The organism is Salinicola corii (genome assembly GCF_008298015.1).
GTDB lineage: Bacteria > Pseudomonadota > Gammaproteobacteria > Pseudomonadales > Halomonadaceae > Salinicola > Salinicola corii.
In genome coordinates this window covers 170,199-182,711 of the sequence record NZ_VTPX01000005.1, presented here as the reverse complement: position 1 = coordinate 182,711, position 12,513 = coordinate 170,199, and the positions used below count along the sequence as shown (strand labels likewise).

Genomic DNA, 12,513 nt, shown 5'->3' with positions numbered 1-12,513 from the left:
CGGCCCCGCGCTGCCCCTCACAGGCCATCGGTCGTCGCGGTATCGCCCATGGCACTGCGCGCCTCGCCTTCCAGCATCGCACGCCGCTCGTTGGCGCGGCCGCGATCGTCGAGCCGCTCGCGGGCGGCGTCGGCGACGGGGCCCGCCATCGGCGGCCCCATCTCCCGCCCGCGGACCAGGTCCTGGGGATTGGCCACCATCAGCTGCAGGTTCAGATCGTTGGCGCAACCCGGCGGCAGCGTCACCATGCCCTCGTCGTCGGGGGACGACTGGCACAGGTTGGGCAGGGTCGCCATCCGGCCATCCGTGGCGGCCTGGTCGCCTTCTGGAGCGGCCATCGCCACCTGGCGGTAGCCGCTGGTCCAGCTCATCGGCCCCATCGACGACTGGCAGCCGGCCAGCAGCGTCGCTATCAGCAGCGGCGCGACATGACGGATCGCGGCTGTCGCGGCGAGCGGGTTGGGTGGCATGGCGGCGGTCTCCTCGCTCATTGCAGATAGAACCCGAAAGGATCGTCGACGCCCGCCGACCTGGCGTGCTGTGCCGGATCGTCGCCAAGCCGGGTGTCGCGGCTGACCCGGGCCTGGTCCAGCGGCGTTCTCGGCGTCGGGGACGAGGAGGGGCGGACCAGGTAGGGCGTGATCAGGATCACCAGCTCGGTCTCGTTGCGCTGGAAACGGCGCGACCGGAACAGCTGACCCAGGATCGGGATGTCGCCCAGCACCGGGATGCGCTCGATCTCGTTGGAGGCCTGGCGCTGGAACAGCCCGGCAATGGCGAAGGTCTGGCCGCTGCCCACCTCGACGACGGTGTCGGCACGCCGCACCTGCAGCGACGGCACGTCGTAGCCGGCGATCTGAACGTTGTCGCCGGAGAGACTGCTGACCTCGGGCCGCACCTCCATCGAGATGCGGCCGTTGGGCAGCAGGGTCGGGGTGCTCAGCAGGGAGACGCCGAACTGCTTGTAGTCGATCCCCACCAGGTCGCTGTTGACCGGCACCGGGATCGGAATCTCGCCGCCGGCGAGGAAACTGGCGGTCTGACCCGAAACCGTGGTGATGTTGGGTTCGGCGAGTATCTGCAACAGGTTGTTCTGCTGCAGCGCCTGCAGCAGGCCGTCGACGCCCTCGCTGCCCGGGGAGCTTGCGATATTGCTGGTCAGCACGCCGAACGAGAACGAGCCGTTGTTGATCAGCGCATTCCAGCTGACGCCGTAGCTGAGCAGTTCGTCGCGGGCGACTTCGGCAAAGCGCACCCGGATGTTGATCTGATTGGCGCCGTCGTAGCTAGAGCGATTGAGACCGCCGTCGGCGGGCGCCTCGGCATCGAGGGCCGACTGCGTGGCCATGGCGCTCTCCACCGTCGCGTTGCGGCCCTCGGCCACCAACTGGTTGCCGGCCATGTGCAGCCTGACCTGGCTGTCGCCGTCGATACCGCGAAGCGCCTGGCTCGCTTTGGCGTCACCGTCGCGGACCTGCAGCCGCAGCGAGGCCTGGCTCTCGTCGTCGGCGCCGAGGGCGATCAGGTTGGTATCGCCGGCCTGCTTGCCGAACAGGTAGATCACCCCGGGGGAGACGACCTGAACGTCGGCGATCGCCGGGTTGGCCACGAACACCGAGGCCACCTGGCGATCGAAGCGCAGGATCCTGCCCTGGCCCGTCTCCAGCGCCAGCGTCTCGCCGGGCGTATCGACGGCGACATCGGCGTGAGCGAACTGTGCGGTCATCAGCAATGCCACCATCACCTGGAGTGCCAGGCCAAGGGCGGCGAGTAGGGGTACGCGGCTACCGCCCCTCATGAAATTGTCTGCCACTGTGCCACGAGCGTCTTCCGTCCCTGTTGTCATCGGATCCCTTGTCGAAAAGCCCCGCTGGCCGCGGGGTCTCTACTCATACATCGAAAATCGCTTTACTCATACAACGAAAACCGCTTTTTTGTCATCAAGTTACGACTTTGCCTGCGCCTCGGACTCGCGTCGCGGCGCGGGTTTTGGCAGGCGCACCTGGGCGATCGCCTGCAGGCTGAATTCCGGTGCGATCTCCGGCCAGGCCATGACTGCCATGTCGATCTCCTGCTGCTTGAGCCACTGTTGCAGCGACGCGCGCACGTCCCCGGCGATCACGATCACCGGTTGCAAGTCGGCATCCAGCGCGTCCAGCTGTTGCTGAAACCAGCCATTGAGTGCCCGGGAAAGCGGCGCCGGCAGCCCGATGCGCAAGGACTGGGTCTCGGCGTGGCGCTGGGCGGCCCGTAGCGCCTCCTCCAGCGGGCGGGTGGCGACCCAGGCCGGCAATACCCTGTCGCTGCGGGCATGGCGGTGGCAGATCTGGCGCGCCATGGCGACGCGGATGCGGTCGGCGAGTCGCGCGCTGTTGGACTCCTGTGGCCCCCAGGTCACCATCGCCTCGAGGATGGTGCGCATGGCGCGAACCGGCACCCCCTCGCTGACCAGGCGGCGCAGGATTTCCGCCATCTTCTGCAGCGAGACGACGCGCACGGCCTCGGTGACCAGCTCGGCATAATCCGCTTCCATGCGGGACAGCAGCGAGCGGGCCTCCTGAATGCCGACGAAATCGCCGGCGTAGCGCGTCAGCGTGCGCTCCAGGCAGCGCTCCAGCACCTGGTCCGACGTGCGATAGCGCATCCCTGCCTCCCGCAGCGCGCTGCTCGCGGAGTCCGGCAGCCACTGCCAGGAGCCGCGGCCGACCAGCGCGGGCTGCGTCTGTGCGGAGAGCTCGAGTAGCGCCAGCGTACCGGTGTCGTCGTCCAGCAGCACGCTGGCCGCCGGCAGCTCGCCGTTGAGCACGGGGACTTCGTCCAGCTCGATGGCGAAGCGCTGCGCCCCGAGGGCCGGTTCGAGACGGAGGCCGACGGTGGGGATGGCGATTCCCAGGTCGCGCTCGACGCGCTCCCGAACCGTCTGGATGCCCTCGCGCAGCAAGTCCAGCGACAGCGCGTCGGCGAGGGACGCGCTCAGGCACAGCATGACGCGATGCTGGCCCGGCTCGTCCTCGGCCAGGCGACCGGGAGCGGTGGCCTCGGCGGGCGCGTCATCCTGCCGCGGCGCGGGAGCGCCATCGTTCGGCGCGCCCTCGGCATCGGCCGTTTCCGCTTCGGCCCGCTCGCGCATGTGGCGCCGACGCAGCAGGAAGGCCGCGCTGCCCAGCAGCGCCGAGATCGCCAGGAACACGCCGGTGGCGAAGCCCGGGATGAAGGCGGCGCAGAACAGCACGGCGGCGGTCAGCCCCAGCGCCTTGGAGTTGCTGCCCAGCTGGCCGACGATCTCGCTGCCCAGGTCGCTGGCGTTGTCGGAACTGACGCGGGTGACCACGGTGCCGGCGCCGATCGAGATCAGCAGCGCCGGGATCTGGGCGATCAGGCCGTCGCCGACGGTGAGCAGCGAGTAGGTCTCGACGGCTTCGCCGAACGGCATGCCGTGCTCGAGCATCCCGATCAGCAGGCCGCCGATCAGGTTGACGAACAGGATCACCAGCCCGGCGATGGCGTCGCCCTTGACGAATTTCATGGCGCCGTCCATGGCACCGTAGAGCTGGCTCTCGCTCTCCAGCAGCGAACGCCGGCGGCGGGCCTCGACGTGGTCGATATCGCCATTGCGCATCTCGTTGTCGATGCTCATCTGCTTGCCGGGCATGGCGTCGAGCGTGAAACGCGCCGCGACTTCGGCAACCCGCTCCGAGCCCTTGGTGATCACCAGGAACTGGGCCACGGTGATGATCAGGAACACCACCATGCCGATGACGACCTCCCCGGCGATGACGAAGTTGCCGAAGGCTTCGACGATCTGGCCGGCGTCGGCGTCGAGCAGGATCAGGCGTGTGGTGGTGATCGACAATGCCAGCCGGAACAGCGTCGCCAGCAGGATGATCGGCGGCAGCGACGAGAACTCCACCGGGTGCGAGATATAGAACGCCACGATCAGGATCAGCAGGCTGAAGCCGATGTTGACCCCGATCAGCGCGTCGACCAGGGCGGTCGGCAACGGGATGATCATCATCACCACGGCCAGCACCATGAAGACCGCGATGATCACGTCGCTGCGCTGGGAGGCGCGGCGGGCGAGGATGTTGAGTCGACCGAGAAGCTGATTCATGTCATGCCCGCTCCCGTGGTACATCGGCTTCCTGTCGGCGCTCCAGGTAGCGTTGAAAGTGGCGCCGCGCGGCGTCCCGGTCGCCGTTCAGCCACTCGGCACGGCTGCGCAGCAGGAGCAGCGTGGCGTCGCGCTGCCCCGCGGCCTCGAGACGCTCGATCACGTTGAGGGCTCGTCCGCCGTTGCCGTGGGTCAGAAAGCCGCGGCACAGCGCCCTCAGGATGCCGGTGTGTTCCGGCGCCATGCGCGTGGCGATCAGCAGCAGTACCATCCCCCGCTGCGTCTGGCCGCTCTTGAGGTAGAGGTGGCCCATCAGGTGCAGCAGGTCGGCGGCATCGCGATCGTCGTTCTCTGTCATGACGGCTCCTCGTCACGGGCGTCGTCGCCACCGGGAGCATCGCCATCCCGCGGCGTCATGGCTTCGTTCATGCGACCATCCCAGGCCTGGCGCCACTCGAGCTCCTCGCCGACGACGTCCCGCGCCATCGCGACGATGTCCTCCTCCGCCTCCAGCGTCGGCAGCACGTCGTCGATCACGTGCTGGAGCAGTTCGATGCTGCGGGCGTTGTCGTAGCTGCGGCCATCTCTGGCCTCGGGTCGCTCGAGCGCGTCCAGTCGCGCGGCCAGCGGCGGCTGGTCGGCGTCGCGCGTCCGCGCAAGATCGACCGCGCGGATGAATTCGTCATCCTGCCCGGAGGATCTCTCGATGGGGCGGACTGGCTCCGGGACTGTGCCCGAGATGCGATAGCGGTCCGAGTCGACCTGGCGACCGGTGATCTTCATCGAACGATGGCCTCGTCAGCGCGGTCTCTCATTCAAAGCGTCAGCGCGAACTGGTCGTCGCCACGGCTCAGCGTGATGCGGTCCGGCTGAATCGCGGAGATCACCCATCCGGATTCGAGCGCGGCGCCGGGATAGAGTCGCTTCCCGCGGTTGTCGATGACATAGGGGCTATCGCCCAGCCACACGGCCTGCAGCTTCAAATCCGGGCGCGCCGCATCCTGCCGGGTCTTGGCGTCGTTGAGCAGCACCTGGTGGCTGCCGTAGTGCTGATCGAACCAGCGCTGCGTCCGATCCCAGGCCGCGCTCTGCGCCGCCGCGTACTGGCCGGACACGCTCAGGTAGCCGCCATGATCGGTGACGTTCAGCGAGTCGAGGCCCGCCTCCGAGAGCTGTCGGCGCAGCGCTTCCGCCGGGCCCGGGCGCTCCCCCGACGTCAGGCGATGCGCACCGTCGAGCGCCTGGGGATCGAGAGAGGCAGCCGTGTAGCCGCCGATATTGGCGCCGGCCTGATTGACGTCGATGAATTCGTAGACCGCCAGCACCCCGAGCGTCGCTACCAGCGCGGTGAGCGTGGCACCCCGGTTGAGCGAGGTCCGCCAGCGTGGCGGCAGGGCGGGGAGCTTGGGGAGCGCCGGGATCATCGAGGGGGCGGGGGGGCGCGACAGCGCCAGCGACACGCCCTCAAAGCGCAGCTCGGCCGGGAGCTCGCCGCGCTGCCCGGTTCCCTGATGTACGATGCGACCGTTGACGACGACATCGCCGCCGATCGCCTCGACCGCCATCTGGCGTCCGTGGAACCGCAGCACCAGGTGGTCGGGCGCCACGCCGGGGTCGCCCAGCAGAATATCGGCGGCCTCGTCGCTGCCAATCCGGCAGGTCGGCTCGCCCAGATCCATCGTCGCACCGTGATGCAGCCCGGCAGTGACCGTGAGCGTCGCAACGACTTCGCCTTCCGACGCCGTGGGGGAGGTGACGGTATTCATGCGGTTGACTCGCTAATGTCGTACGAAGCGGGAAGAAATTCCTTGGCTGTCCGTACCCGGTTTATCGAGGCGGACAGCCAAGAAAGCTCCAGAAAATCGAGTAGTCTCCATCGTGGCGAGATCCGATGCGTCCCGGACGCATTGCCGCCGTTCCGGCGTGGAGCGTCGCGGGCGGCCGTGGTCTCGCCCGCGACTTCTCCGCATCAGTTCTGCGGACGCTGCTTGGTCGCATCGAGCATGGTCTTCTTCTCGGTCGTGACCTTGGTGATTTCAGCGGATTTCTCGATTGCCTGATCAAAGACGGCCTTCAATTGATCGATGGAAGAATCAGCGCTGTCATTCGAAGTTGACGAATCGATTGCGGGCGTATCAGCCATGGTGTTTCTCCTGGTAGCGTGAAATTCAAGGTCCGCCATTCCAGCGGTTTGAAAGAGGTGCCAGACCGGGTTCTCGACATCGACCAAACTTTGGGAACGCGATCCAACGTCATTCAGACTACTGGCTCCGAATGACAATGCGACGGCTTGGAAGTAAAAGTTTGATGTTTTGCGTTTCCGAAAGGTAACGGAAGGCAAGCTAAATTGTTTTTAGCAAATTACTGATATGAAAGAATAAAAACTATATTGAACGGTCGTTCAATCCATTCCTGGTATGCACTTATTACCCCTCGTTACGTTGAAATGAGCGTTTCAAACCGCTGTGGCATTTTTCTCCATTTCAATGACTCGACATCGATCGATGAAGTGTGCGCACTAAAATGCACAATTTTCCCGCCCGATTTTCACGTGCCTGTATTTTGAGATTTTACTGAATTAGGTGCGTCTGAATTTATCTGAATGATCTGTTACCAAAACGAGACAGATTTCCAGTCTTGCTGTCTCTTTATGGCGTCACTGGCGCGGGTTATCTCGTTGTGGCGCCGCGACGCACCTCCTACGCCACGGTTCGTCATTGCTGCCGCCAACGCTGAAGTCCCGGCCCGCAACCTCGTCATCAAAGTCCAACCGGCGTTAACTTGATTAACGTCAACGACATGAATTAACCGGGGTGAATTTTTCTCTTTAAATTCAATCGTTTATTGCCGGTTTTCATTTTCGCGTCTATAGTCTGAGACCTCCTTGGGGAGTAGCCGATCACTACCGTGAAACCTTGCGGTCGTGATGTTCGTGTCAACACACCCGGCCATGCCGTGGCACGAACGCCGAGACCGGTTGGCGAGACCATGGGCATCCGCGGTACCGAGTCGGGTACGGCGAATGTCGTGGCAACACCACCGGCTGGAACGGACAATGAATCCTGCATCCCTGGTCATACTCGCTTTCGCCATGTCGACCGATGCCTTCGCCGCTTCCGTCGGCAAGGGCGCGGCTCTCAGGCGCACCCGGTTCCCCGAGGCACTGCGCATCGGCGCCATTTTCGGCACGGTCGAGGCCATCACGCCGGTCATCGGCTGGGCTATCGGGTTGGCTGCCACGCGGTTCGTGTCCGAGTGGGACCACTGGATCGCATTCGTGCTGCTGGGGGCGCTCGGGGCACACATGATCTGGGAAGGGTTCAAGCCGGTCCCGGTCGAGGCGGACGACGGCAGCGCGCCGGAGCGCAAATCGGTCTGGCTGCTTGCCCTCACGGCGCTGGCCACCAGCATCGACGCCATGGCCGTCGGCGTGACGCTGGCCTTCGCCGATGTGAACATCATCGTGGCGGCGGCGGCGATCGGCCTGGCGACGATGCTGATGGTCACCGTCGGCATCATGCTGGGCCGCGCGATCGGATCGCTGATCGGCAAGCGGGCCGAAATCGTGGGGGGGTTGGTCCTGATCGGCATCGGTTGTACCGTGCTCTACGAGCATCTGGTGGCCCGTGTCGCTTGAAAGTTTGCCGACAACTGGCTAGATCCCCGACAACTGTCTAGATCCATGAACTCGAACGAACCGGGAGGTCACATGGCATCACACCCCATCCGGGACAGCGCGCTAAAGGCGGCACTGCGCTCGCCCCAATTCCGACAGCAGCAACAGAAACCGAAGAGAGGCAAGGGCAGCTACTCCCGCAAAGGGCGGCCGCCCGAGGGAGGGCGCCATCGCCAAGCGGCTTGAGGCATTTTCGATCTCCGGCCGTTTCGCCATGGTGCTCTCCCCTGTTTTCCCTCCTGCCGACACTTCCGGCTGCTCACTGTCGGCTCTCGTCGCCCCCTCGATTCGCCATGCTTTCCGTGGTGGCGTCTATGCTGAGATATCGATCCTCTCCGGGAGCCTTCATGTCGACCTCGTCTTCGCTCTGGCAGGCCTCGCTTGCCGATTTCCAGCACGCCGTCGAAACGCGTTCCACACCGGGCTGCGGTGCCGCCGCGGCGTTGAACGGGTGCCTGGGCTTGTCGCTGATTCTCAAGGGCGTGCGTTTGCACCGGGGCGAATCCGGCCCGGATCACCACCGTCGCCGTCTGATAGACGAGGGCGATGCGCTGCAGCAGGCGCTGGCCGAGGCTGTCGACGACGATGCCGCGGCGTTCGACGACTATCTGCAGGCGCAACGGCGATCGAGTGATGATGCCGCCGAATCGGACCCGTGCGATTCGGCCCTTCGCGAAGCCCGCGAGGCGTCGATTCGGATCCCGCTGGCAGCCGCCGAGCGATGTCGGCAGGGGTTGGCACTGGCGGTCGAGGCGCTGCCGCTGACCTCGTCGGCGATGCGTAGCGACACGCTGGCCGGCGCCACCATGCTCGGTGCGGCACTGGAGGCGCTGTTGATCGGGGCCGAAGCCAATCTCGAGGCGTTGCCCGATCATGCCGCGCGGCAGACACTGGAAGTGCGTTGCGAGGCGCTTCGCAGAGAAGTTCGCGAGCTCCGCCGCCGACTCGGCACCGGTGGCTGAACTCGCGACGCCGACAGGGGGTCAGCCCGTGATCAGGAGACTCCACCACGCCACCGTCAACAGCAGCAGCGCCAGCACGCGATTAAACCACTGCCACTGACGCGGTTGCCGGAACAGCCTGGCGACACCGCTGCCCACCAGCCCCCAGAGCGCCAGGCAGGGCAGCGCCACGACCCCGAACGTCAGTGCCAATACGCCGATCTGCGTCGCGCTTGATGCCGCGTCGGTGAACACGCCGACGACCGACATCGCCATCATCCAGGTCTTGGGATTGACCAGCTGCAGGCCGGCGGCCTGGCGTGCCCCGAAGGCCGGCGCGACGGAGGCCAGGTCGCCGGTATCGACTTCCGGCGGTGGGCTGCGGAAGAGCCGCCACGCCAGCCAGCTCAACCAGGCCACGCCGATCGCCGCCATCAATCGACGCACGAGGGGGTGTGCCAGCAGCGTGTGCGACAGCCCCAAGCCAACCGTCAGCACGATCGCCGCCGCCGCCAGGCTGGCGCCGAGAACGGCGGGGAGGGCGCTTTTCCAGCCCTGACGCGATCCCTGCGCGAGTATCAGTAGATTGGTCGGCCCCGGCGTGATCGAGGCGACGAAGGCGAACAGGGTGAACGGTAACCAGGCGGACATGATCGACTCCGGAAATAGCGTGGAGTCGGGACTATCGCGCCATTGTCACCCAAGGTCTGGAAGGTTTGAGCAGTCGCGCCCCAGGCTCGCCACGAAGCCGATTCAACCGCCCCGGACGCAGCGCTGGCGATAGTCCGCCGGCGTCAGGCCATAGGCGCGCCGGAACCAGCGCCCCAGATGGCTCTGATCGGCGAAGCCGAGCTGGCTGGCAACCGAGGCGGGAGGCTCGCCGGCAGCGAGCCGCTGGCGGGCGAGACTCAGGCGCAGCTGCACCAGATAGGCATGGGGCGCCAGGCCGAAGGCCGACTTGAAAGCGCGGGTCAGCCGAAACCGATCGACGCCGCACTGCTCGGCCAGCGTCTGCAGGCCGATATCCTCGGCATAGTTCGCATGCAGCAGTTCCTGGGCCCGGCGGGCGGCACGCGGCAGGCGCGGATCGGTCAATGGACGCCGACGCCAACCCAGATGCGGCACCAGGCCCTGCAGCAGGGCATCGAGGGCGTCATCGCGTTCGAGCCGCGACGTCGACTGGCGCAGGGTAGTGAAGGCGCGGGCGATTCCCGCGATCAATGGCGTATCGTCGACCAGCGTCGAGGCGAAGCCCGGTTCACCGGAAGCGGCGCCGGTGATCGCGAACTGGCGCAGCTCACGTTGCAGCCAGTCCGGGTCGAGATAGAGCATGGCGTAGGTGAAACCGCCCTCGGCCGGCGCGTGGCCGTCGTGAATCTCGCCGGGTTCGACGAAAAACAGGCGTCCGGGCGTGCTGTCGTGACGAACGCGGCGGCAGTGAAACTGCTGGACGCCCTGCTCGGTGAAGCCGACCAGATAGCTGTCGTGCCAATGGGGATCGTAGGCGTGCCCCTCGAAGTGGGCACGGATCGTCTCGATGCCGGTATCGCTGTCCTGTCGCAGATCGATCCAGTTCGTCGATGTCATGCTGCCTCCCGCCCGGCTTGCGGTCGAAGCGGTACGCCGGTTCGATCCTGGCAGCATGCCAGAAACGGGACGCGGGAGTCTGGAACGTTCGTGCAGTCCGGGACCCGCCGCCGGAATCCTGGGCCTTCAGTCCGGCACCGGCGCCTCGAAGGTGTCGCGGCGCCGGATCGTCAGCGTCGTGCCGATCGAGGCGGTGATCACCAGCCCGATCGCCAACCACTGCAGCGTACCCAGCAGCTGGCCCAGGAACAGCAGGCCGGAGAGCGCACCCACCGCGGGCTCGAGGCTCATCAGAGTGCCGAAGGTCTGGGTCGGCAGTCGTGGCATGGCGATCATCTCCAGCGTGTAGGGCAGCGCGGTGGAGAGTATCGCCACCGCCAGGGCGTACGGCAGCACTTCCGGGGCGAAGATCGCCGTGCCCACGTCGAGCAATCCCACCGGGGCGATCACCACCGCGGCGATGGTGATACCGAGGGTGGCACTCTGGGCGCCGTTGATCGCCCCGGCCTTCTGTCCAAACAGAATGTAGAGCGCCCAGCAGACGCCGGCGCCGAGGGCGCAGGCCGCGCCATGAGGGTCGATCGGGCCGCTGCCGCCATCGCCCAGCAGCAGCAGGCAGATCAGGCCGAGGACCGCGAGTGCCACCCAAAGCAGGTCCAGCCAGCGCCGCGACGAGAGCATCGCCACCGCCAGCGGCCCGGTGAATTCCAGCGCCACCGCGATACCCAGCGGCACGGTCCGCAAGGCCTGGTAGAAGAGGAGGTTCATGACGCCGAGGGAGACGCCGTAGATCAGCGTCGATTTCCAGGCGCGACGGCTCAGCGGCTGACGCCAGGGTCGCATGACGATCAGCAGCAGCAGGGCGGCGATGATCAGACGGATCGAGGTCGTGCCGGTGGCGCCGATGACCGGGAACAGCGACTTGGCGACGGAAGCGCCGCTCTGGATCGAGCACATCGCCACGATCAGCATGGCCACCGGCCAGACTCTGGCGAAGAATTCGCGCATGGCGACTGACATGACACCTCCCGAGGTCTGCGGCATGATGACTCGCCAAACGTGACCGCTTGTCGCCTTGGCGGCGAGCGGCAATGGACGAGAGTCGCGATTGTACGGATGGGCAATATATTGCACAACTCTAACGAGCGCCCCGACGTACTGGTGCATGTCGCCGCCAATGTCAGGCGCCTGCGGCAGGCGGTATCTTTGAGCCAGCAGGCGCTGGCCGAGCGGTCCGGTGTCAGCCGGCGCATGCTGGTCAATATCGAAAAGGGCGACGTCAACGTCAGTCTGAGCACGCTGGATCGATTGGCCGAGGCGCTGGGCGTGCTGTTCTACGCGCTGGTCCAGCCGCCGGACAGCGAGGACTCCGCGCGCATCGACGAGGTAGCCTGGGTCGGTCGCTCGCCGGAGAGCCGGGCGCGGCTGCTGGCGAGCAAGCCGGCACGGCAGGAGGTCGAACTGTGGTCGTGGTCGCTGGAGCCGGGAGACGTCTACGAATCGGCTGCGGACGACGCCGGCTGGCACGAGATGCTGGTGGTGATCGAGGGAACGCTGACCCTGGCCCTCGGCGAGCGTGAGGTGACGATCGAGGCCGGCGACTTCCACGTCTATCCCAGCGACCAGCCCTATCGCTATCGCAACGATGGGGCTGGCCGACTGCGCTTCATTCGCAACGTGGTGTATTGAAGCCGAGCTACGAGCGCGGCGATACCGGCTCTACAGCCCGGCCTTGTCCAGTCCGAACGCCTTGTCGGCGGAGCCGGGAATCGCCTGGAAGGCGATGCTGAGGCGATTCCAGCCGTTGATGGCGACGATCAGGAAGGTCAGGTCCGAGAGCTCCGCTTCGGAGAAGTGGCTGCGAACGTGGTCGTAGGCGCCGTCATCGACCCCATGCTCGGGCAGCCGGGTCAGCGTTTCGGTCCAGGCCAGGGCGGCGCGCTCGCGCGAGGTGAACAGCGTCGATTCCCGCCACAGCGCAACGTGGTGCAGGCGCAATTCGCGCTCGCCGTCGATCTTCGCCTCCTTGACGTGCATGTCGACGCAGAAGGCGCAGCCGTTGAGCTGGGAAGCGCGCAGCGTCACTAGATGCTTGATCTCCTTGATCACGTCGCTCTGCGACAGCTCCATGTTGAAATCGATGTACTTCTGGGCGGCCTGGGGAGAGGTCTGGTAGTAGTTCACTCGGGCTTTCATGT

General features: G+C 66.0%; 15 protein-coding genes. 4 read left to right on the top strand and 11 right to left on the bottom strand.

Features of this window, described 5'->3' with window-relative positions; genetic code table 11:
* Positions 1–17 precede the first annotated feature (17 nt).
* The 7 genes from F0A16_RS11170 to F0A16_RS21730 form a co-directional block, all read right to left on the bottom strand.
* On the bottom strand, positions 18–470 hold the full coding sequence (locus F0A16_RS11170; RefSeq protein WP_149435472.1) for a hypothetical protein: 453 nt from the start codon (positions 468–470) through the stop codon (positions 18–20).
* 17 nt (positions 471–487) lie between these two features.
* On the bottom strand, positions 488–1,846 hold the full coding sequence (locus F0A16_RS11165; RefSeq protein WP_239023796.1) for a type II and III secretion system protein family protein: 1,359 nt from the start codon (positions 1,844–1,846) through the stop codon (positions 488–490).
* A 99-nt stretch (positions 1,847–1,945) separates the two neighbouring features.
* Entirely contained in the window at positions 1,946–4,111 is a 2,166-nt protein-coding gene (gene sctV, locus F0A16_RS11160) for a type III secretion system export apparatus subunit SctV (RefSeq protein WP_149435471.1), read from the bottom strand.
* Position 4,112: 1 nt separating this feature from the next.
* Complete coding sequence (sctY, locus tag F0A16_RS11155; protein ID WP_149435470.1) at positions 4,113–4,469, bottom strand: type III secretion apparatus assembly chaperone SctY; 357 nt, start codon at positions 4,467–4,469, stop codon at positions 4,113–4,115.
* On the bottom strand, positions 4,466–4,894 hold the full coding sequence (locus F0A16_RS11150) for a hypothetical protein (RefSeq protein ID WP_149435469.1): 429 nt from the start codon (positions 4,892–4,894) through the stop codon (positions 4,466–4,468). The genes sctY and F0A16_RS11150 overlap by 4 nt, the downstream gene beginning before the upstream one ends.
* A gap of 32 nt (positions 4,895–4,926) precedes the next feature.
* Entirely contained in the window at positions 4,927–5,877 is a 951-nt protein-coding gene (locus F0A16_RS11145) for a SctD/MshK family protein (protein ID WP_149435468.1), read from the bottom strand.
* A 203-nt stretch (positions 5,878–6,080) separates the two neighbouring features.
* Positions 6,081–6,254 (bottom strand): hypothetical protein, encoded by a 174-nt coding sequence (locus F0A16_RS21730; RefSeq protein ID WP_187775982.1) that lies wholly within the window; start codon positions 6,252–6,254, stop codon positions 6,081–6,083.
* Between the two features lie 912 nt (positions 6,255–7,166).
* Between F0A16_RS21730 and mntP the strand changes: the two genes are divergently transcribed.
* The 3 genes from mntP (at position 7,167) to F0A16_RS11130 (ending at position 8,749) form a co-directional block, all read left to right on the top strand.
* Positions 7,167–7,748 (top strand): manganese efflux pump MntP, encoded by a 582-nt coding sequence (gene mntP, locus F0A16_RS11140; protein ID WP_149435467.1) that lies wholly within the window; start codon positions 7,167–7,169, stop codon positions 7,746–7,748.
* Between the two features lie 72 nt (positions 7,749–7,820).
* Positions 7,821–7,973: an alternative ribosome rescue factor ArfA gene (gene arfA, locus F0A16_RS11135; RefSeq protein ID WP_149435466.1), complete on the top strand. Its 153-nt coding sequence runs from the start codon at positions 7,821–7,823 to the stop codon at positions 7,971–7,973.
* Positions 7,974–8,134: 161 nt separating this feature from the next.
* Entirely contained in the window at positions 8,135–8,749 is a 615-nt protein-coding gene (locus F0A16_RS11130; RefSeq protein ID WP_187775981.1) for a cyclodeaminase/cyclohydrolase family protein, read from the top strand.
* Between the two features lie 21 nt (positions 8,750–8,770).
* Here the strand turns inward: F0A16_RS11130 and F0A16_RS11125 are convergent, their stop codons facing one another.
* The 3 genes from F0A16_RS11125 to rhtA form a co-directional block, all read right to left on the bottom strand.
* Entirely contained in the window at positions 8,771–9,379 is a 609-nt protein-coding gene (locus F0A16_RS11125; protein ID WP_149435464.1) for a LysE family translocator, read from the bottom strand.
* A 102-nt stretch (positions 9,380–9,481) separates the two neighbouring features.
* Positions 9,482–10,315, bottom strand: a complete 834-nt coding sequence (locus F0A16_RS11120; protein ID WP_149435463.1) for an AraC family transcriptional regulator — start codon at positions 10,313–10,315, stop codon at positions 9,482–9,484.
* Positions 10,316–10,441: 126 nt separating this feature from the next.
* Entirely contained in the window at positions 10,442–11,335 is an 894-nt protein-coding gene (rhtA, locus tag F0A16_RS11115; protein WP_239023795.1) for a threonine/homoserine exporter RhtA, read from the bottom strand.
* A gap of 108 nt (positions 11,336–11,443) precedes the next feature.
* Here rhtA and F0A16_RS11110 point away from each other — a divergent pair, with 108 nt between their 5' ends.
* On the top strand, positions 11,444–12,004 hold the full coding sequence (locus tag F0A16_RS11110; RefSeq protein ID WP_239023794.1) for a helix-turn-helix domain-containing protein: 561 nt from the start codon (positions 11,444–11,446) through the stop codon (positions 12,002–12,004).
* Between the two features lie 30 nt (positions 12,005–12,034).
* On the opposite strand, the gene F0A16_RS11105 is transcribed toward F0A16_RS11110, so the two are convergent.
* The gene (locus F0A16_RS11105) at positions 12,035–12,511 is read right to left on the bottom strand and encodes a carboxymuconolactone decarboxylase family protein (RefSeq protein WP_149435460.1); all 477 of its coding nucleotides are present in this window, start codon (positions 12,509–12,511) and stop codon (positions 12,035–12,037) included.
* Positions 12,512–12,513: the final 2 nt, after the last annotated feature.

What these genes read in the sequence shown, in the direction of transcription:
- mntP (WP_149435467.1), top strand. Translation starts at nt 7,167, where the DNA reads ATGAATCCTGCATCCCTGGTCATACTCGCTTTCGCCATGTCGACCGAT.
- F0A16_RS11120 (WP_149435463.1), bottom strand. Translation starts at nt 10,315, where the DNA reads ATGACATCGACGAACTGGATCGATCTGCGACAGGACAGCGATACCGGC.
- F0A16_RS11150 (WP_149435469.1), bottom strand. Translation starts at nt 4,894, where the DNA reads ATGAAGATCACCGGTCGCCAGGTCGACTCGGACCGCTATCGCATCTCG.
- F0A16_RS11125 (WP_149435464.1), bottom strand. Translation starts at nt 9,379, where the DNA reads ATGTCCGCCTGGTTACCGTTCACCCTGTTCGCCTTCGTCGCCTCGATC.
- arfA (WP_149435466.1), top strand. Translation starts at nt 7,821, where the DNA reads ATGGCATCACACCCCATCCGGGACAGCGCGCTAAAGGCGGCACTGCGC.
- sctV (WP_149435471.1), bottom strand. Translation starts at nt 4,111, where the DNA reads ATGAATCAGCTTCTCGGTCGACTCAACATCCTCGCCCGCCGCGCCTCC.
- rhtA (WP_239023795.1), bottom strand. Translation starts at nt 11,335, where the DNA reads ATGTCAGTCGCCATGCGCGAATTCTTCGCCAGAGTCTGGCCGGTGGCC.
- F0A16_RS11165 (WP_239023796.1), bottom strand. Translation starts at nt 1,846, where the DNA reads ATGACAACAGGGACGGAAGACGCTCGTGGCACAGTGGCAGACAATTTC.
- F0A16_RS11130 (WP_187775981.1), top strand. Translation starts at nt 8,135, where the DNA reads ATGTCGACCTCGTCTTCGCTCTGGCAGGCCTCGCTTGCCGATTTCCAG.
- F0A16_RS11145 (WP_149435468.1), bottom strand. Translation starts at nt 5,877, where the DNA reads ATGAATACCGTCACCTCCCCCACGGCGTCGGAAGGCGAAGTCGTTGCG.
- sctY (WP_149435470.1), bottom strand. Translation starts at nt 4,469, where the DNA reads ATGACAGAGAACGACGATCGCGATGCCGCCGACCTGCTGCACCTGATG.
- F0A16_RS11170 (WP_149435472.1), bottom strand. Translation starts at nt 470, where the DNA reads ATGCCACCCAACCCGCTCGCCGCGACAGCCGCGATCCGTCATGTCGCG.
- F0A16_RS21730 (WP_187775982.1), bottom strand. Translation starts at nt 6,254, where the DNA reads ATGGCTGATACGCCCGCAATCGATTCGTCAACTTCGAATGACAGCGCT.
- F0A16_RS11105 (WP_149435460.1), bottom strand. Translation starts at nt 12,511, where the DNA reads ATGAAAGCCCGAGTGAACTACTACCAGACCTCTCCCCAGGCCGCCCAG.